Below are 19245 nucleotides of genomic sequence, written 5' to 3'. Positions count from 1 at the left end.
AGACAAGAAGGAGGCCCCGCCCATGGCCGCCACCGACGGTCCGCTCAGCGACGCGCTGCTCAGGCTCGGCCGCCACCTGCGGCCCGGCCGGGTCTCCGGCGACCTGCGGACGCTGCACCAGATCGGCGGCCGGGACGGCGACGTCTTCTACCGCGACCGGTGGAGCCACGACAAGGTCGTGCGCTCCACCCACGGCGTCAACTGCACCGGCTCCTGCTCCTGGAAGGTCTACGTCAAGGACGGCGTGATCACGTGGGAGACGCAGCAGACCGACTACCCGAGCGTCGGCGGCGACCGGCCCGAGTACGAGCCCCGCGGCTGCCCGCGCGGCGCGGCGTTCTCCTGGTACACCTACTCGCCCACCCGGGTCCGCTTCCCGTACGCCAGAGGCGTGCTCGTGGAGATGTACCGCGAGGCGAAGGCCCGGCTGGGCGACCCGGTGGCCGCCTGGGCGGAGATCACCTCCGACCCGGACAAGCGGCGCCGCTACCAGCAGGCCCGCGGCAAGGGCGGGCTGGTCCGCGTCACCTGGGACGAGGCCACCGAGCTCGTCGCCGCGGCGCACGTCCACACGATCAGGACGTACGGGCCCGACCGGGTGGCCGGCTTCTCGCCGATCCCGGCCATGTCGATGGTGTCCCACGCGGTGGGCGCCCGGTTCGTCTCGCTGCTCGGCGGGTCGATGCTGTCGTTCTACGACTGGTACGCCGACCTGCCCGTGGCCTCGCCCCAGGTGTTCGGCGACCAGACCGACGTGCCCGAGTCGGCCGACTGGTGGGACGCGGCCTACCTCATGCTGTGGGGCTCCAACGTGCCGGTCACCCGCACGCCCGACGCCCACTACATGGCCGAGGCCCGCTACCGGGGCCAGAAGGTCGTGGTCCTCGCCCCCGACTACAACGACGCCGCCAAGTTCGCCGACGAGTGGCTGGCCCCGCATCCCGGCACCGACGGCGCGCTGGCCATGGCTATGGGACACGTGATCCTCGCGGAGTTCTACCGCGACCGCGCCGACGACCGCGCCGACGACCGCGCCGGCGCCGGCGGTGGCCCGCCGTTCGCCGGCTACGCGCGCCGCTACACGGACCTGCCGTTCCTGGTGACGCTGGAGCCGCGCGGCGACGCGTACGTGCCGCGCCGCTTCCTGACCGCCGCCGACCTGGGCGAGCAGGGGGAGAACGCGGCGTTCAAGACGGTCGTGCTGGACGAGGCGACCGGGCAGCCGGTCGTGCCCAACGGGTCGCTGGGGTTCCGGTGGGGGCCGGAGGGCGAGGGCCGCTGGAACCTCGACCTCGGCGAGGTGACCCCGCTGCTCACCGTCCTCGGGCAGGACGCGGCGCCGGTGTCCCTGCCGCGCTTCGACGGCCACGGTGAAGGCGTGCTGGAGCGGGGCGTCCCGGTGCGGCGGGTGGGCGGGCACCTGGTCACCACGGTCCTCGACCTGATGCTCGCCCAGTACGGCGTGGCCCGCCCGGGCCTGCCGGGCCGCTGGCCGGCCGGCTACGACGACGCGGCCGAGCCGTACACCCCGGCCTGGCAGGAGGCGCTGACCGGCGTGCCCGCGAGGAAGGCGGCCCGGATCGCGCGCGAGTTCGCCCGCAACGCCGAGGAGTCCGGCGGCCGATCCATGATCATCATGGGGGCGGGGACGAACCACTGGTTCCACTCCGACACGATCTACCGCGCGTTCCTGGCGCTGACCACGCTCACCGGCTGCCAGGGCGTCAACGGCGGCGGCTGGGCGCACTACGTCGGCCAGGAGAAGTGCCGGCCGATCACCGGCTGGGCGCAGCTCGCCTTCGGCCTGGACTGGTCGCGCCCGCCCCGGCAGATGATCGGCACCGCCTACTGGTACCTGCACACCGACCAGTGGCGCTACGACACCTACCCGGCCGATGTGGTCTCCTCGCCGCTGGGCGAGGGCATGTTCGCCGGCCGGGCGACGGCCGACCTGCTGGCCCAGTCGGCGCGGCTCGGCTGGATGCCGTCCTACCCGACGTTCGACCGCAACCCGCTGGACCTGGCCGACGAGGCCGCCGCGGCGGGGGAGGAGCCGGGCGCGTACGTGGCGGGGCAGGTCGCGGCGGGCCGGCTCGGCTTCGCCTGCGAGGACCCCGACGCGCCCGCGAACTGGCCGCGCGTGCTGACCGTGTGGCGGGCCAACCTGCTCGGCTCCTCGGCCAAGGGCGACGAGTACTTCCTGCGCCACCTGCTCGGCACCGACGCGTCGCTGCGGGCCGAGGAGGCCCGGCCGGAGCAGCGGCCCCGCGACCTCGCCTGGCCGCCGGAGGCGCCGCGCGGCAAGCTGGACCTGCTGCTGTCGCTGGACTTCCGGATGACCTCCACCACGCTGTTCTCCGACGTCGTGCTGCCCGCGGCCACCTGGTACGAGAAGCACGACCTGTCGTCCACCGACATGCACCCGTTCGTGCACGCCTTCACCCCGGCGATCGACCCGCCCTGGCAGGCCCGCACCGACTTCGCCGCCTTCCACGCCATCGCCCGCGCCTTCAGCGACCTCGCCCGCACCCACCTGGGCACCCGCCGCGACGTGGTGGCCGTGCCGCTGCTGCACGACACGCCGGACGAGCTGGCCACCCCGCACGGGCAGGTGCGCGACTGGCGCGGCACCGGCCGCGCGCCCGTGCCCGGCCGCGACTTCCCGAAGATCGTCGTGGTCGAGCGCGACTACGCGGCGGTGGCCGAGCGGATGGCCACCCTCGGCCCGCTGCTGGAACGGCTGGGCGCCGCCACGAAGGGGCTGACGTACGACGTGTCCGCCGAGGTCGAACGGCTCGGCCGGACCAACGGCACCGCGGCGGACGGCCGGCCGTCGCTGGCCACGGACGTCGCCATGTGCGAGGCCGTGCTGGCCCTGTCGGGCACCACCAACGGGCGGCTGGCCGCCCAGGGCTTCGAGACGCTCGCCCGGCGCACCGGGACGTCCTTCGACGGCCTGGCCGACGAGCACCGGCGCATCACCTTCGCCGACACCCAGGCCCGCCCCGTCCCGGTGATCACCTCACCGGAGTGGTCGGGCAGCGAGACGGGCGGGCGGCGCTACTCCGCGTTCACCGTCAACGTCGAGCACCGCAAACCCTGGCACACGCTGACCGGACGCCAGCACTTCTACCTCGACCACGACTGGATGCGCGAGGCCGGCGAGGCGCTGCCCGTCTACCGGCCGCCGCTGAACATGACCGCGATGTTCGGCGAGCCCGCCGTCGGCGAGGGCGGCGAGGACGGCATCACGGTGCGCTACCTCACGCCGCACTCCAAGTGGTCCATCCACTCCGAGTACCAGGACAACCTGCTCATGCTGACCCTGTCGCGCGGCGGGCCGACCATCTGGATGAGCCCCGCCGACGCCGCCAGGGCCGGCGTCTCCGACAACGACTGGGTGGAGGCGGTCAACCGCAACGGCGTCGTCGTCGCCCGCGCGGTCGTCTCGCACCGCATGCCCGAGGGCACCGTGTACATGTACCACGCGCAGGAACGCGTCGTGGACGTGCCGAAGAGCGAGACCTCGGGACGGCGGGGCGGCATCCACAACTCGCTCACCCGGCTGCTGGTCAAGCCGACCCACCTCATCGGCGGCTACGCCCAGCTCTCCTTCGCCTTCAACTACCTCGGCCCCACCGGCAACCAGCGCGACGAGGTCACCGTGATCCGCCGCCGCTCCCAGGAGGTGGACTACTGATGCGGGTCATGGCTCAGCTCGCCATGGTGATGAACCTGGACAAGTGCATCGGATGCCACACCTGCTCGGTCACCTGCAAGCAGGCGTGGACCAACCGGGCGGGCACCGAGTACGTCTGGTTCAACAACGTCGAGACCCGGCCCGGCCAGGGCTACCCACGCACCTACCAGGACCAGGACAGGTGGAAGGGCGGCTGGGAGCTGAACCGGCGCGGCCGGCTCCGGCTGAAGGCCGGCGGGCGGCTGCGCAAGCTGCTCACCATCTTCGCCAACCCGCTCATGCCGTCCATCCAGGACTACTACGAGCCCTGGACCTACGAGTACGACCGCCTCTTCTCCGCCCCCGCCGGCGAGGACACGCCCGTCGCCCGGCCCAAGTCGCTCATCACCGGCCAGGACACCCGGATCACGTGGAGCGCCAACTGGGACGACAACCTGGCCGGCGCGCCCGAGCTGGCCCCGGCCGACCCGGTGCTGCGCAAGGTGTCGGACCAGGTGAAGCTGGAGTTCGAGCGGGCCTTCATGTTCTACCTGCCGCGCATCTGCGAGCACTGCCTCAACCCCTCGTGCGTGGCCTCCTGCCCCTCCGGCGCGATGTACAAGCGCTCCGAGGACGGCATCGTCCTGGTGGACCAGGACCGCTGCCGCGGCTGGCGGATGTGCGTGACCGGCTGCCCGTACAAGAAGGTCTACTTCAACCACCGCACCGGCAAGGCCGAGAAGTGCACGTTCTGCTATCCCCGGGTCGAGGTCGGCATGCCGACCGTGTGCTCGGAGACGTGCGTGGGCCGCCTGCGCTACCTCGGCGTGCTGCTCTACGACGCCGACCGGGTCGGCGAGGCGGCCGCGGTCCCGGACGAGAAGGACCTGTACGAGGCGCAGAAGAGCGTCCTGCTGGACCCGCGCGACCCTGAAGTGCTCGCCGCCGCCCGCGCCGCGGGCATCCCGGAGGACTGGCTGGAGGCGGCCGCCCGCTCCCCGATCCACCAGCTCATCTTCGAGTACGGGGTGGCGCTGCCGCTGCACCCGGAGTACCGCACGATGCCGATGGTCTGGTACATCCCGCCGCTGTCGCCCGTCGTGGACGTGCTCGCCGACACCGGCCACGACGGCGAGGACGCCGGCAACCTGTTCGGCGCGATCGACGCCCTGCGCATCCCGATCGGCTACCTGGCCGAGCTGTTCACCGCCGGCGACCCCGAGCCCGTGCGCGCCGTCCTGCGCCGCCTGGCCGCCATGCGCTCCTACATGCGCCGCCTCAACCTCGGGCAGCCGGCCGACGAGTCGATCGCCGCCGCGGTGGGCCTGACGGGCAGGCAGGTCGAGGGGATGCACCGGCTGCTCGCCCTCGCCCCGTACGCCGAGCGCTACGTGATCCCCACGGCCCATCCCGAGCAGGACGGCCGGCCGGAGGAGCTCGTCACCGGCTGCAGCCTCGACTACGCGGGCGGCCCCGGCATGGGCGGGCCGTTCGGCGAGGCGTCCGGCCGGCCCGCCCCGGTGGCGGTGGAGACCTTCCACGCCCTGAAGGAGCGGCAGGAGACGGGCGCCCTGGTGGACCCGGCCGACCGGGCCGAACGCGTGAACCTGCTCAACTGGGACGGCAAGGGCCTGCCCGAGGGGCTGTTCCCCAAGCGCAAGGAGGACTCGTGAGCGAGCGCGCCATCCACATGACCGCCTCGGTGCTGCTCGGCTACCCGGACGAGCGGCTGGTCGAGGCGCTGCCCCTGCTGACGATGACGGTGGACCGGCTGCCGGCCGGCGAGGCGGCCTCCCGGCTGCGCGCCTTCCTGACGCACCTGGCCACGACCCCGCTGCCGCGGCTGGCCGAGGACTACGTGGCGACGTTCGACCTCAAGCGCCGCTGCTGCCCGTACCTGACGTACTACACCTACGGCGACACCCGCAAGCGCGGCATGGCGCTGCTGCGCTTCAAGCACGCCTTCCGCGAGGCCGGGTTCGAGCCGGCCGGCGGCGAGCTGCCCGACCACCTGGCCGTGGTGTGCGAGCTGTCCGCGCGGGGCGGCGTCACCCAGGCGGGCCGGCTGCTGCGCGAGCACCGCGCCGGCGTGGAGACGCTCCACCGGGCGCTGCGCGAGGAGCGCTCGCCGTACGCCGACGTCGTCGCCGCCGTGCTGGCCACGCTGCCGCCGCCGAACGCGCGCGAGCGCGCCGCCGCCCTGCGGCTGGTGCAGGAGGGCCCGCCCGAGGAGCAGGTCGGCCTGGAGCCCTACGCGGCGGGAGAGCCGCGGTGAGCGGGCTGGACCTGCTGCTGTGGGCGGTCCTGCCGTACGTGGCGCTGACGATGTTCGTCGTCGGCCACGTGTGGCGCTACCGCTACGACAAGTTCGGCTGGACCACCCGCTCGTCCCAGCTCTACGAGTCGCGGCTGCTGCGGATCGGCAGCCCGCTGTTCCACTTCGGGATCCTGGTCGTGCTCCTCGGCCACATCGGCGGGCTCGTGATCCCCAAGTCCTGGACCGAGGCGGCCGGGATCAGCGAGGCGGCCTACCACGTGACGGCGGTCGCGCTCGGCACGGTCGCCGGGGTGTGCACGCTCGCGGGCCTGGCCATCCTCGTCTACCGCCGCCGCACCGTGGGGCCGGTCTTCACGGCCACGACCCGCAACGACAAGCTCATGTACGCGGTCCTCACGCTGACGATCGTGCTCGGCCTGGCCGCCACGGTCCTGGCCAACCTCGCGGGCGACGGGTACGACTACCGCACCACGATCTCGCCCTGGTTCCGGTCCGTCTTCGCCCTCAGCCCGCGGCCGGCGCTGATGGCGGGCGCCCCTGTGCTGTTCAAGCTGCACGCGCTGAGCGCCCTGGCGCTGTTCGCCATCTGGCCGTTCACCCGGCTGGTGCACATGCTCACGGCCCCGATCGGCTACCTGACGCGGCCGTACGTCGTGTACCGCTCCCGCGACGTCGCCCGCACGCGACCGGCCCGCCGCGGCTGGACCGCCTGACCGGCAGCCGGCCCGTTCGCCGGGAAGGGGCGTGGGGAAGGGGCGTGGGACCAACGGCCCCCGCATCCGGGACTTCGTCCCCGGGCGTCCCGGAGGCCCCGCGACCAGGCTGGAGGTGACAGTCCTGGGACGTGGAGGCGATGGGTGATGGGCGGACGGATCGTGGTCGGCGTGGACGGGTCGGCGCCTGCGACGGCGGCGGTGGAATGGGCCGCCGCGGACGCGCGGCGCCGCGGGCTGGGGCTGCGCCTCGTGCACGTGTGCGAGCAGTGGGCCTCGGCGGTGGGCAGCACGCAGTACTGCTCCGGCGTGCTGGAGGCGGCCGCCGAGCGGGCCCGCTCGCTCGCGCCGGACGCCGACGTGAGCACCGCCATGCTGAGCGGCGGCGTGATCGACGCGCTGGTCGGCGAGTCGGTCCTGGCCGAGAGCATGGTGCTGGGCAGCAGGGGGCTCGGCGGGTTCGCCGGGATGGTGCTCGGCTCCGTGAGCATGGCCGTGGCCGGCCACGCGGCCTGTCCCGTGGTGGTCGTGCGCGGCACCGCGGTGGTCCAGCAGGGCCAGGTCGTCGTGGGCTACGACGGTTCGGAGCACTCGCAGGCCGCCATGGAGTACGCCGTCGAGCAGGCCCGCGCCCGCGACGCGCAGCTCCACGTGGTCTACGCCTGGCAGCTCCCGGTCTTCTCCCCGTACGCAGCCGGATACGGCCCCATCCTGGAGGACGCCTACCAGCAGGAGGTCAAGATGGCCGCCGAGCGGGTCGTGCCCTGGCGGGAGAAGAACCCCGACCTGCGGATCGTCGACGACCAGGTGTGCGAGCACCCCGTGTCGGCCCTGATGAAGGCGGCGCTCACCGCCGACCTCGTGGTGATCGGCTCGCGCGGGCTGGGCGGGTTCGCCTCGGCCGTGCTCGGATCGGTCAGCCACGGCGTGCTGCACCACGTGGCGTGCCCGGTCGCGGTCGTACGCCCCCGGCGCGGACACGCCCACCGCGAACGTCCCGGAAAGGAGCGGTCATGACCACGTCCCCGGACGGCACCGGCTCTGACATCCGGTCGCTGCGAGCCGAGCAGGTGATGAGCCGCGTGCTCGTCGCCGTCACACCCGACGAGTCGCCCCTGATGGCCTGGGAGCTGATGCGCCGCGCCGGGGTGCACCATCTTCCCGTCGTGGACGGGCGGCACGTGCTGGGCATCCTGTCGCGCGAGCAGCTGGCCGCCAGCTGGTCCGGCGGCCCGGACGAGCAGTCCGGCCGCCGGGTCGGGACGATGCTGGGACGCGAGCCCCGGCCCCGCGTCGGGCCGCGCGACACGCTGCGCCGGGTCGCGTGCGTCATGGCGGACGCCGAGGCCGACGCGGTGCCGGTGGTCTCGGAGCGCGGCCTGGTCGGCCTCATCACGGCCAGGGACGTGCTCAACGCCGTCGCGGGCCGCGCCTGCGCCGAGGACCGGCCGGGCGAGCCGAAGGACCGGCCGGGCGAGGTGATCACCGGTATGTTCCACCTGCAGCCGGTCCTCCCGCCCCGGCCGTGAGAGTCCTCCCGCCCCGGCCGTGACCGTCCGCCGGTCCGGGCCGTGACCGTCCGCCGGTCCCGGTCGCGTCGCGGTCAGTCGTTGCCGAGCTCCATGGCGGCGCGGTCGAGCATCTCCTCCTCCTCGGAGACCTCGCCGCGCGAGGCGATGGCCTCGGCGCCGCCCTGCGGCATCGCGCCGATCAGGCCGGTGGAGGCGGCCTGGGCGGCGCCGATGAGCGCGGGGTGGTGGGTGCCGACCATGCCCAGGCTGGCGTACTGCTCCAGCTTGGCGCGCGAGTCGGCGATGTCCAGGTTGCGCATGGTGAGCTGGCCGATCCGGTCCACCGGGCCGAACGCGGAGTCCTCGGTGCGCTCCATCGACAGCTTGTCCGGGTGGTAGCTGAAGTTCGGGCCGGAGGTGTCGAGGATCGAGTAGTCCTCGCCCCGCCGCAGCCGCAGCGTCACCTCGCCGATGACGGCCGTGCCGACCCAGCGCTGCAGCGACTCGCGCAGCATCAGCGCCTGCGGGTCGAGCCAGCGGCCCTCGTACATCAGCCGGCCGAGCCGCCGCCCCTCGTTGTGGTAGGTGGCGATGGTGTCCTCGTTGTGGATGGCGTTGACCAGCCGCTCGTAGGCCGCGTGCAGCAGGGCCATGCCCGGGGCCTCGTAGATGCCGCGGCTCTTGGCCTCGATCACCCGGTTCTCGATCTGGTCGGACATGCCCATGCCGTGCCGCCCGCCGATGGCGTTGGCCTCCATCACGAGGTCGACCGGGGTGGCGAACTCCTTGCCGTTGATCGTGACCGGGCGGCCCTGGTCGAAGCCGATGGTCACGTCCTCGGCCGGGATCTCGACCGAGGGGTCCCAGAACCGCACGCCCATGATCGGGTCCACGGTCTCGATGCTGGTGTCGAGGTGCTCCAAGGTCTTGGCCTCGTGGGTGGCGCCCCAGATGTTGGCGTCCGTGGAGTACGCCTTCTCCGTGCTGTCGCGGTAGGGCAGCCCGTGGGCCAGCAGCCACTCCGACATCTCCTTGCGCCCGCCGAGCTCGGAGACGAACTCCGCGTCGAGCCAGGGCTTGTAGATGCGCAGGTGCGGGTTGGCCAGCAGGCCGTACCGGTAGAACCGCTCGATGTCGTTGCCCTTGAACGTCGAGCCGTCACCCCAGATCTGCACGTCGTCCTCGAGCATCGCCCGCACCAGCAGGGTGCCGGTGACGGCGCGGCCGAGCGGCGTGGTGTTGAAGTACGCCCGCCCCGCCGAGCGGATGTGGAACGCGCCGCAGGTCAGCGCGGCCAGGCCCTCCTCGACCAGCGCCGCGCGGCAGTCGACCAGGCGCGCGACCTCGGCACCGTAGGCCAGGGCACGGGCGGGCACCGAGGCGATGTCGGGCTCGTCGTACTGGCCGATGTCGGCGGTGTAGGTGCACGGGACTGCGCCCTTGTCGCGCATCCAGGCGACGGCCACCGAGGTGTCGAGACCGCCGGAGAAGGCGATGCCGACGCGCTCGCCGGTGGGCAGGGAGGTGAGAACCTTGGACATAGGAAAAGATTATGCATTGCTACGCATGGTCATGCAAAGCGGGTCCGGGTAAAGAACCCCGCCGGGCTCGCTTCTCGTGCCTCGGAGGTGGCGTGCCTCCAGGGGAACCGCCCGGGACGATGGTCCCTCCGCGGACGGGACCTCGTTCTCTGTGCGCCCGATCAGCGCAGGTGTGTCCTAGATGCGTGGACTTCTGCAACCGGAGGGGGCGGCCATGACGAATCCCGTAGTTGTGGGGATCGATGGATCGGACGCGGCGTACGCGGCGCTCGGCTGGGCGGTGCAGGACGCCACGCGCAGGGCGCTGCCCCTGCGGATCGTGCACGTGCGCGAGCCCTGGAGGAGCGAGCACCGGGACGACGCGGGAGGCGGCGGACTGTCGCTGACCGAACGGAGCGAACTGCTGCTCGCCGGCGCCGAGGAACGCGCGCGGCGGCGCGCCCCGCGCCTGGAGGTCTCCACGGCGCACCTCGTCGGCGCGGTCGTCGAACGCCTGCGCACCGAGTCCGAGACGGCCGACACCGTCGTGGTGGGCAGCCGGGGGCTCGGCGGGTTCACCGGGCTCGTGCTCGGCTCGGTCGGGCTGGCCCTGGCCGGCCACGCGCACGGCCCGGTCGTCGTCGTGCGCGCCCCCGAGGGGGGCGCGGGGGGCGGGGGCGAGGTGGTCGCCGGGTTCGACGGCTCCGCCGACTCCGAGGCCGCCCTGGAGTACGCCATGGAGCAGGCCGCCGCCCGCGGCGCGCGGCTGCGCGTCGTCCACGCCCGGCACACCGTGGTCCTCGCGCCGCAGGCCGCCGGGTACGGGCCGCTGGTCGCCGGCGCCCTGGCCGACGAGGCGGCCGAGGTCGCGCGGCGGCTCCCGCTGTGGCGGGACAAGTACCCCGACGTCGAGGTGGTGGAGTCCGTCATGTCCGGGCATCCCGTGCCGGTCCTGGCGGCGGCCTCCCGGACGGCCGCCCTGGTCGTCCTCGGCTCGCGCGGTCTGGGCGGGTTCGCCGCGTCCGTGCTCGGCTCGACCTGCCACGGCGTGATCCACCGGGCGCACTGCCCGGTCGCCGTCGTCCGCGCCCCTTGGAGGAGATCATGACCGTGGTCGTCGCCCCGCGCTGCCTGACCGACGTGGCCCGCCGTGACTGGGACCTGCTCCAGGCCCCGACCCCGGACCCGGTGCCGTTCGAGCCCGAGATGGCCGGGATGCTGCCCGAGCCCGCGCGGAGCTGGGTGCTGCACGCCATCGCGCCCGGCACGCCCCTGCGCCGCGGGGTCGTGCTGGACAGCCACGGCGTCATCCGGCTGAAGGACTGGCACCCCTTCCGCGCCGCGCAGGTGCTGCGGCCGCCGGAGGGCTTCGTCTGGTCGGCGGGCGCCCTCTTCGGGCCGCTCACCGTGCGCGGCTTCGACCGGTACCGCGACGGGACGGGGGAGATGCGCTGGAGGCTGTTCGACGCCGTCCCGGTGATGTCCGGGGCCGGACCTGACATCACGCGCAGCGCGGCGGGGCGGCTGGCGAGCGAGATGGTGCTGGCGCCCGCCGCCGCGCTCGACCCCCGGCTCACCTGGAAGCAGGTGGACGAGCGCCGGGCGACCGTCCGCGTGCCCGTCGCCGGCGAGGAGCACGAGGTGACGCTCACGGTCGCGCCGGGCGGCGCGCTGGAGGCCGTGACCCTGTCCCGCTGGGGCGCCCCGGACGGCGGGCCGTACCGGCACGAGCCGTTCGGGGTGGAGGTGCTGCGCGAGGCCACGTTCGGCGGGTACACGATCGCGGCGCGGGCGCGGGGCGGCTGGTGGCCCGGCGCCGCCCGGTGGGCCGAGGGCGAGTTCATCCGCTTCACGATCGAGCAGGCCGTCTTCCGCTGACCCGGCGCTCCCGCGCGAGGGTTGCGGTCAGAGGCCGCGGATGCGGCGGCCGGTGACCTGGTGCGGGAGGATCCGGATGTACAGCTCCCGCGCGCCGCCCGCCCAGGGTGAGACCCCGGCCCCCATGACCGCGTCCAGCTCCTCCTCCTTCACCAAGTGGGCGGGGCCCTGCACCAGCACGCTCCACCCTTCGCGCCGCGCCTCGTCGATCTGGTCCACCTCGAACCCGATCTTGACCTCCACCCCCTCCAGGCCCGTGCGCAGCGTCCGGTCCATCTGGCCGCCCTGAGCCGTGCGGAAGACGAGCGCGCCCCCGTGCAGCTTGTAGTTCACCGGCAGCACGGTCGGGCCGTCCGGCCCGCCGAAGGCGACCCGGCCGATGCCGCCCGGCGCGATCAGGCGCAGGCACTCGGCGCGGTCCAGCTTCTCCAGCACGGGCGCCACCCGCGCGTGGCCGGGGCCGGGAGGCCGGTCGGCGGCGCCGCCCAGCAGCTCGCCGGGGGAGACCCCGAGCGCCCCGGCCAGCCGGGTCAGCGCGCCGGTGGTGACGGTGTCGGGGTGCTCCTCGACGTACGCGATGTACCCGGGGGCCATCGCGGCGCGCTCGGCGAGCTCCTCGCGCGTCAGCCCGAGGCGCTCGCGGTGGTAGGCGATGCGGCGGCCGAGGTCGCCGGTCATGACCGGCCCTCCTGCTCGCCCGAGCCGACGGTGCTCCGGCGGGTCTCGCCGTCGCCGGTGCCGGCGTGCGGAACGCGGCCCGTCACGGACAGCTCCGCGAGGTCCTCCACGACGACGCCCGCGCCCGCCGCCCGCAGTGCCGCCGCCCGCTCACCCGACCGGTCGACGCCCACCACCAGGGCGAACCCGCCGCGCCGTCCGGCCTCCACACCCGGAAGCGCGTCCTCGACGACGGCCGTCCGCCCGGCCGGCTCGCCGAGCCGGCGGGCCGCCTCCAGGAACAGCGCCGGGTCCGGCTTGCCGGCCAGCCCGAGCCGGGCGGAGTCCACGCCGTCCACGGTCACGTCGAACAGATGGGTCAGCCCGGCGGAGGCCACCAGGGCCCGGCAGTGCCGGCTCGCCGACACCACCGCCGTGCGGCAGCCGCGCCGCCGCAGCTCGTGCAGCAGGGCCACGGTCGAGGGGAAGGCCGCCACGCCGTGCCGGCCGATCTCGGCCACGAACAACGCGTCCTTCGCCAGGCCCAGCCCGTGGACGGTGGCGGCGTCCGGACCGTCGTCCGGGCTTCCCTCGGGCAGCGTGATGCCGCGCGAGGCGAGGAACGTGCGCACCCCGTCCAGGCGCGGGCGCCCGTCGACGTGGCGCAGGTAGTCGTCGCGGACGTCGAAGGGCGCCGAACGGCCGCGCAGGAAGGCGTCGAAGACGTGCTTCCACGCGGCCGCGTGGACCCGCGCCGTGTCGGTGACCACGCCGTCGGTGTCGAAGACGACCGCGTGAACGGTCGCGAGGTCGATGGCGGCCATGCACAGGAGGTACCCGCCATCCCGGCATTTGAGACATGTGTCGCGCGGACCGCGGAGGACCTTGGGCCCGCGCACGCGGGACGTTCGCCGCTGCCCCGCGCCGGGCGGGCAGAGGAGTCTGGGAGGAGAAAGGCGAAGGAAAGAGGTGGACACCATGGCACTGGAAGTGAAGGACGTGATGGGCCGCGTGGCCATCGCCGTCCTGGAGGACGCGTCGTTCAGCGAGATCATCGGTGCGATGAGGCGGTTCGCCGTCGGCGCCGTCACCGTCATCGACGCCGAGCGGCGGCCCGTGGGCGTGGTGTCCGAGGACGACCTCCTGCTGAAGGAGAGCGATCCGGTCGGGCACAGCGTCTCGATGTTCGAGTCCCACCGGCGGCACGAGGAGCACCACAAGGCGGCCGGCGTCACGGCGGGCCAGCTCATGACCTCCCCGGCGATCACCGTCACCCCGGACACGCCGCTGCGCGAGGCGGCCCGGCTGATGCGCGACAAGCGCGTCAAGCAGCTGCCCGTGATCGATCCCGTCAGCGGGCGCATCGCCGGCACCCTGCACCAGCAGGACGTGCTGCGCGTCTTCACCCGCCCGGCGGCCGACCTGCTCGCCGACATCCAGGCCCGCATCCCGGACCTCGCGGCGTACGCGATCGAGATCGACAAGGGCGTCGTGACCATCAGGGGGAAGTGCCGGCGCAGGTCGCAGGCCATCGCGCTGGAGCAGACCATCCGCGGCATCGAGGGCGTGGTGGACGTCGTCTCCGAGCTCGACCACGAGGAGGAGGACCTCCTCGTCGTCCCCCCGCTGCTCTGAGCAGGCAGGACACGGCCGGAAAAATCTCGGGGAGAAGTGGCGCGGGATGTCGAGAACCCGTGGGCGGCTCCGACCAGGCGGTGAACGACGGCCCGGGGGCGCCCCGGGCGGTCACCGAACCGACAGCGAGGAGCCGGCGCCATGCGCAAGATCATCTACTACGTCCACACCTCCCTCGACGGCCACATCGACGGCCCCGGCGGGGAGTTCGACTGGCCGGCCGTCGGCCCCGAGATGTTCGCCCACTCCGACGAGCTGACCGCCCGGGTGGACACCTTCCTGTACGGGCGCGGCGTGTGGGAGGTCATGTCGAGCTACTGGCCGAACGCCGAGGCGTACTCCGACGACGAGCACGACCTGAAGTTCGCCCCGATCTGGCGGTCCACACCGAAGATCGTCTTCTCCACCACCCTCGACCAGGCCGGCTGGAACACCAGGATCATCGGCGCGAACCTCGCCGAGGAGGTCGCCGAGCTGAAGCGGCAGCCCGGCAAGGACATGCTGCTCCTCGGCGGTTCGGCGCTGGGGGGCGAGCTGGCGCGGCTGGGCCTGATCGACGAGTACCACGTCGTGGTCCACCCGGTCGTGCTCGGCGGCGGCCGGGCGTTGCTGGCCACACGGGGGGAGCGGCGCGCCCTGCGCCTGGTCGAGACGCGCACCTTCGACGGGCGCACGGTGCTGCTCCGCTACGTCCCCGCCGGTGACGAGCACGTCTCCAGTGATGACGAGCACGTCTTCACCGGTGACGAGCACGTCCCCGCGGGTGACGAGCGGGAGGCCCGATAGGGCGAGCGCCGTTCGGGCCGGCCGTCCCTTCCCGGGACGGCCGGCCCCGACCTCAGCCCGCCTCCCACGTCGAGTCGTCGTGCTTCCAGGTGAGCCGGTCCACGACGTCCACCACGCCGTGGACCCGGCCGGTCATGCGCGCGGCGATGGCCGCCTCCGTGCGGCGCTCCATCCACCCGCTCAGCGTCACGACGCCCTGGCGCACCTCGACGGTGACGCCGGAGGTGTCCATCCACAGCGCCCGGTCGAGGATGTCGTCGCGGATCTCCGCCGCGATCTCCTGGTCGCCGCGCAGGAACAGCTTGACCAGGTCGCGCCGGCTGACGACGCCCACCAGGCGTCCCTCGCCGTCCACCACGGCCAGCCGCTTGACGTCGCGGGAGTCCATGAGACGGGCGGCCGCCGCGACCGGCGCCTCCGGCGGGATCGTCACCGGGGGCGACGTCATGAGCTCGGCCGCCGTGTCGCCGGCGGCCTTCTCCCGCCCCTTGGGGTGGCGCAGCCGCGCCCGCAGCGGCGGCCGGTAGCCCTCGCGGTAGAACTGCTCCCGGAACTCCTCCTTGCGCAGCAGGTCGGCCTCGGACACGACGCCGATCACCCGGCGGTCGTCGTCCAGCACGGGCACCGCGCTGATGCCGCCCTCGATGAGCGCCTGGGCGATGTCCTTGAACGGCGTGCTCCCGGTGACGGTGACCACGTCACGCGTCATCACGTCCCTGACGGTCGTCCTCATCGTCGTGTCCGCCTTTCCGTGTCGGTTCTGGATTCTCATCACGGCCGCCCCTCAGCGCAGGCGGCGCAGCAGGGGCGACGGCTGGGGGTCACCGGGCGCGACCCGGATCCGGGCGTCCACCGTCACCGCGCCGTCCGGGGAGACGATCACCGGGTTGAGGTCCAGCTCGGCCACCTCGGGCAGCTCCTCCAGCAGCCGCCCGACGCGGACGACCTGCCGCGCCAGCGCCGCCACGTCGGCGGGCCGCGCGCCCCGGTAGCCGTGCAGCAGCGGCGCGCACCGCAGCTCGCCGATCATCTCCGTGGCCGCCGCGGTGGTGACCGGCGGCACCCGGAACGCCTGGTCGGCGACCAGCTCCGCGGTGACGCCGCCCATCCCCACCATCACCAGCGGCCCGAACACGGGATAGTTGACCCCGCCCACGATGATCTCCACGCCCGGCGGCAGCATCGGCTGCACGGTCGCGCCGGTCATCGCGGGCCCGATCCGGGCCGCCATCTCCTCGTACGCCTCGCGTACCTCCTCCGGCGTGCGCAGCCCGAGCCGGACGCCGCCGACGTCGCTCTTGTGGACGGGACCGGCGGCCTTGAGCACCACCGGCAGGCCGAGCGACACGGCGGCCGCGGCCGCGGCGTCCGGCCCGTCCGCCTCCGCCGACCGGACGAGGTCGAGCCCGTAGCAGCCGAGCAGGCGCAGGACGGTCGACGGGGCGAGCCAGCGCCCGCCGGGACTGTCCGCCAGCTCGGCCAGGACCAGGGCGCACGCCCGCTCGGTCTCGGCGGGCGGCGGCTCCTCGGGCAGCTCGGCGGGGCGCGCCCGCCACTCGGCGTACCGCACGGCGTGCGCGAGCGCCTCGACCGCCTGCTCCGGGTAGGCGTAGCCGGGGACGCGGCCCTCGATGAGGCCGTCGTGGCCGACGACGCACGCGAGCACGGGCTTGCCCGCCCCGCCCGGGCCTCCGGCGACCCTCTCGGCGGCCGCGACGATGGCGCGGCGGGTCTCCTCCGGACCGGACCCGAACGGCGGCGTGTAGACGACGATGACCGCGTCCACGTCGGGCGAGCCCGCCACGGCCTCGACCGCCGCGCCGATCTCGGCGGCGAGCGCCTCGGCCGTCAGGTCGACGGGGTTGCCCACGGCCGCCGCCCCGCGCGCCCGCACCAGCCCGGCGGGCAGCTCGGGCACGACGAGACCGTGCCGCTCGCAGGCGTCGGCGGCCATCGCCTGCGGACCGCCCGAGTTGCCCACGATCGCGACGCGGCGGCCCCGGGGAAGCGGCTGGGAGGACAGCAGCCGGGCGGTGTCGATCAGCTCGTGCACGCTGTCCAGCCGGATCACGCCCGCGGCGCGGACGAGCGCGTCCACGGCCACGTCCGGGGTGGCCTTGGCGGCGGTGTGCGAGCGGACCGCCCGGTCCCCCGCGCCGGTCCGGCCGCTCTTGACGAGCAGGACGGGCTTGGCGCCGGCCACGCGGCGGGCGATGCGGGCGAACCTGCGCGGGTTGCCGAACGACTCCAGGTACAGCACGACGACGTCCGTGTCGGGGTCGTCCTCCCAGTACTCCAGCAGGTCGTTGCCGCTGACGTCGGCCTTGTTGCCCACCGAGACGAACGACGACACGTCCAGCCGCTCCAGCAGCGCCGCGCCCACGGCGCCCGACTGCGACATCAGCGCGACGCGGCCCCGGGCCGGGGCGATCGGCAGGAAGCTGGCGTTGAGGCGGGCGCCGGTGTTGACCACGCCGAGGCAGTTGGGGCCGATCAGCCGCATCCCCGCGGTCCGGCAGACCCGCAGCAGCTCGGCCTCGGCGCCGGCCCGCCCGGCCTCGGCGAACCCCGACGTCACCACCACCAGCCCCGCCACGCCGGCCTCGGCGCAGTCCCGCGCCACGTCGAGCACGCGCTCGGGCGGCACGGCGACCACGGCGAGGTCCACGGGCCCGGGCACGGCGCGCAGGTCCGGGTAGCACGTCAGGCCGGCGATCCGGTCCGCCTTCGGGTTGACCGGGTAGAGCGGCCCGGCGTAGCAGCCGTCGATGAGGTTGCGCAGCACCCGGTGCCCCACGCCCGCCGGGTCGCGGCTCGCGCCGATCACCGCCACGGACCGGGGCGCGAGCACGTGCGCCAGCGACGCGCGCTCGGCGACGTGGTCGCGCGCCTCGACGCCGGCCCGCAGCAGGGCCGTGGGCCGGCAGGACAGGGCGATGCGCAGGGTGCCCGAGTCGGCGTGACGGGTCGTGTCGAGGCCGAGGGCGGACAACACGCTGATCATGGCCCGGTTCTCGGCCAGCACGTCGGCGACCAGCTCCCGCACGCCGTGCGCCGCCGCGTCCAGCGCCACGTGCTCCAGCAGCAGCGTGCCCAGCCCGTGGCCGTGGACGGCGTCGTCGAGCAGGATGGCCAGGTCCGCCCGGCCGTCGCCGTACGGGATGTACTCGGCGACGCCGACCAGCCGGCCGCGCACGGTCGCCACCAGGGCGCGGCCCTCGTAGCCGGGACCCGTGACGCGGTCCATGTAGGAGTGCGCCGTGTTGCGGCCGCCGGTGAAGAAGCGCAGGTACGCCGAGTGCTCCGACGAGCGGTCGACCAGCTCGTGCAGGGCCCGCCGGTCACCGGGGCACAGGGGGCGGACGTGCGCGATGCCGCCCTGCCGCAGGAGCACGTCGTACCCGGCGTCGGGACCGGCCTTGCGCGCGGATCCGATGAGGGCGTCAGACATGGGAGATCTCCAGCTCGCGGGCGGGGCGGCGCGGGGCGCGCGCCACGTACGGGCCGTACCCGAGCCTGATGATCATCTGTGGGTGGCCGCGCCGGTGGCGCGGGTCGCGGCGGCCGCGCATGTCGCGCAGGTCCAGGGGCTGGTTGAGGAACGACGCCGACACGCCGTGCAGGGTGGCCACCAGGAGCATGCGCTGCAGGGCCTGACCGGCGCGCAGCCAGTCCACGGGCCGGTCGCCGGGGGTCGTCAGCACGGCGATCTGCGGGTGCCGCTCGAACCGGGCGCTTCCGGCGCGCCGCCCGAAGGAGCGCACCGGCACCGGCTCCCCGGCCGGGCGCGGCCCGCGCACGTACGGCGGCAGCCCGTCGTGGCGCGGCCCGGGCGTCGTCCAGGCGGCCAGCTCGGCCTGGTAGTCGTGGTCGCCGGTCAGCTCGTCGTCGGCCGTCGCGGCCTGGTCGAGCACCTCCTCGGCGCCGGCACGGTCGAGGAGCACGAGGTTGGCGCCCTCCCGCGACGCGGCGATCCGCAGGCCGGCCAGCACGTCCGGCGGGACCGGCTCGGCGGAGAACGGCTCCCGGTTCGTGCGCCGCCGCCAGATCAGCTCGTACAGCTCGCGCCCGCCGTGACGGCCGCCGGGGGCCTCGGCGGCGCGGACGGCGGCCAGCAGGTGCGGCTCGTCCTGCCCGCCGGGCAGCAGCCACACCACCGGGCGGAACCCGGCAGCGCGCACGGCGAGCCGGAGGTTGAACAGGGCCGCGCCGCAGCTCACGTGCTGGGAGCGGCCGCGCGGGTCGCTGACCCGCAGCCGTCGGTCGGGGTCGGCGAGCAGCTCCACGAACTCGTGGCGCACGACGTCGAGGCGCCACGGCTGGGTGTTGAGCACCGACGGCGCCTGGCCCGCCGCGGCGAGCAGCCGCCGGACCCCGAGCTCCGTGGTCATCGGCGTGGCGGCGGTCGCGGCGGCCCGGGTGGCCGCGGTCGAAGCGGTCGGAGTGGACATGACGTACCTCCCGCCCCGACCCTCCCGCGGGGCCGCCGAGCCCGGCAGAGCCGGAGGACCCGCGTGATCGCGCCGAAGGTCCCACCAGCGGGGCAGAGGCATCGAGGACCAAGGTCCCGCCGGTCGGGGCCGGGTGA

At 74.3% G+C, this 19245-nt stretch carries 16 protein-coding genes; 10 read left to right on the top strand and 6 right to left on the bottom strand.

What is annotated here, in order from left to right; translation table 11 throughout:
- Positions 1 to 22 precede the first annotated feature (22 nt).
- The 6 genes from HT134_RS29550 (at position 23) to HT134_RS29525 (ending at position 8199) form a co-directional block, all read left to right on the top strand.
- Positions 23 to 3700 carry a nitrate reductase subunit alpha gene (locus HT134_RS29550; RefSeq protein ID WP_175603837.1) on the top strand — a complete coding sequence of 1226 codons (3678 nt, stop codon included), beginning with the start codon at positions 23 to 25 and terminating at the stop codon, positions 3698 to 3700.
- Positions 3700 to 5352, top strand: coding sequence for a nitrate reductase subunit beta (gene narH, locus HT134_RS29545; RefSeq protein WP_175603720.1), 1653 nt, complete (start codon positions 3700 to 3702; stop codon positions 5350 to 5352). Before HT134_RS29550 ends, narH begins: the two co-directional genes overlap by 1 nt.
- A complete protein-coding gene (gene narJ / locus HT134_RS29540) occupies positions 5349 to 5954 on the top strand; it encodes a nitrate reductase molybdenum cofactor assembly chaperone (RefSeq protein WP_312888525.1) in 606 nt (201 codons plus the stop codon). Before narH ends, narJ begins: the two co-directional genes overlap by 4 nt.
- Complete coding sequence (narI, locus tag HT134_RS29535; protein ID WP_312888524.1) at positions 5951 to 6670, top strand: respiratory nitrate reductase subunit gamma; 720 nt, start codon at positions 5951 to 5953, stop codon at positions 6668 to 6670. The genes narJ and narI overlap by 4 nt, the downstream gene beginning before the upstream one ends.
- Before the next feature lie 147 nt (positions 6671 to 6817).
- Entirely contained in the window at positions 6818 to 7687 is an 870-nt protein-coding gene (locus HT134_RS29530; RefSeq protein ID WP_175603834.1) for a universal stress protein, read from the top strand.
- The gene (locus HT134_RS29525) at positions 7684 to 8199 is read left to right on the top strand and encodes a CBS domain-containing protein (protein ID WP_175603719.1); all 516 of its coding nucleotides are present in this window, start codon (positions 7684 to 7686) and stop codon (positions 8197 to 8199) included. Before HT134_RS29530 ends, HT134_RS29525 begins: the two co-directional genes overlap by 4 nt.
- Positions 8200 to 8273: 74 nt before the next feature.
- Here the strand turns inward: HT134_RS29525 and argG are convergent, their stop codons facing one another.
- Complete coding sequence (gene argG / locus HT134_RS29520; protein ID WP_175603718.1) at positions 8274 to 9722, bottom strand: argininosuccinate synthase; 1449 nt, start codon at positions 9720 to 9722, stop codon at positions 8274 to 8276.
- 214 nt (positions 9723 to 9936) lie between these two features.
- Between argG and HT134_RS29515 the strand changes: the two genes are divergently transcribed.
- Complete coding sequence (locus HT134_RS29515) at positions 9937 to 10809, top strand: universal stress protein (protein WP_175603717.1); 873 nt, start codon at positions 9937 to 9939, stop codon at positions 10807 to 10809.
- Positions 10806 to 11579 carry a DUF6544 family protein gene (locus HT134_RS29510; protein ID WP_175603716.1) on the top strand — a complete coding sequence of 258 codons (774 nt, stop codon included), beginning with the start codon at positions 10806 to 10808 and terminating at the stop codon, positions 11577 to 11579. The genes HT134_RS29515 and HT134_RS29510 overlap by 4 nt, the downstream gene beginning before the upstream one ends.
- A gap of 27 nt (positions 11580 to 11606) precedes the next feature.
- Here HT134_RS29510 and HT134_RS29505 read toward each other — a convergent pair whose 3' ends face one another.
- Entirely contained in the window at positions 11607 to 12257 is a 651-nt protein-coding gene (locus tag HT134_RS29505; protein WP_175603715.1) for a pyridoxamine 5'-phosphate oxidase family protein, read from the bottom strand.
- Positions 12254 to 13060 carry an HAD family hydrolase gene (locus HT134_RS29500; RefSeq protein ID WP_175603714.1) on the bottom strand — a complete coding sequence of 269 codons (807 nt, stop codon included), beginning with the start codon at positions 13058 to 13060 and terminating at the stop codon, positions 12254 to 12256. The genes HT134_RS29505 and HT134_RS29500 overlap by 4 nt, the downstream gene beginning before the upstream one ends.
- Before the next feature lie 154 nt (positions 13061 to 13214).
- On the opposite strand from HT134_RS29500, the gene HT134_RS29495 reads away from it, so the two are divergent.
- Positions 13215 to 13871, top strand: a complete 657-nt coding sequence (locus tag HT134_RS29495; protein WP_175603713.1) for a CBS domain-containing protein — start codon at positions 13215 to 13217, stop codon at positions 13869 to 13871.
- 141 nt (positions 13872 to 14012) lie between these two features.
- Entirely contained in the window at positions 14013 to 14657 is a 645-nt protein-coding gene (locus HT134_RS29490) for a dihydrofolate reductase family protein (RefSeq protein WP_175603712.1), read from the top strand.
- Between the two features lie 52 nt (positions 14658 to 14709).
- Here the strand turns inward: HT134_RS29490 and HT134_RS29485 are convergent, their stop codons facing one another.
- The 3 genes from HT134_RS29485 to HT134_RS29475 are packed head-to-tail and all read right to left on the bottom strand — an operon-like array spanning position 14710 to position 19108.
- Complete coding sequence (locus tag HT134_RS29485; protein WP_175603711.1) at positions 14710 to 15390, bottom strand: CBS domain-containing protein; 681 nt, start codon at positions 15388 to 15390, stop codon at positions 14710 to 14712.
- A gap of 51 nt (positions 15391 to 15441) precedes the next feature.
- Positions 15442 to 18108: a bifunctional acetate--CoA ligase family protein/GNAT family N-acetyltransferase gene (locus tag HT134_RS29480; protein WP_175603710.1), complete on the bottom strand. Its 2667-nt coding sequence runs from the start codon at positions 18106 to 18108 to the stop codon at positions 15442 to 15444.
- Positions 18101 to 19108 carry an Acg family FMN-binding oxidoreductase gene (locus HT134_RS29475; protein WP_246365743.1) on the bottom strand — a complete coding sequence of 336 codons (1008 nt, stop codon included), beginning with the start codon at positions 19106 to 19108 and terminating at the stop codon, positions 18101 to 18103. The genes HT134_RS29480 and HT134_RS29475 overlap by 8 nt, the downstream gene beginning before the upstream one ends.
- Positions 19109 to 19245 lie beyond the last annotated feature (137 nt).

Source organism: Nonomuraea rhodomycinica (genome assembly GCF_013363995.1).
Lineage (GTDB): Bacteria > Actinomycetota > Actinomycetes > Streptosporangiales > Streptosporangiaceae > Nonomuraea > Nonomuraea rhodomycinica.
Note: the sequence above shows the minus strand (reverse complement) of the source record. Positions and strands in the feature narration are given on the sequence as shown.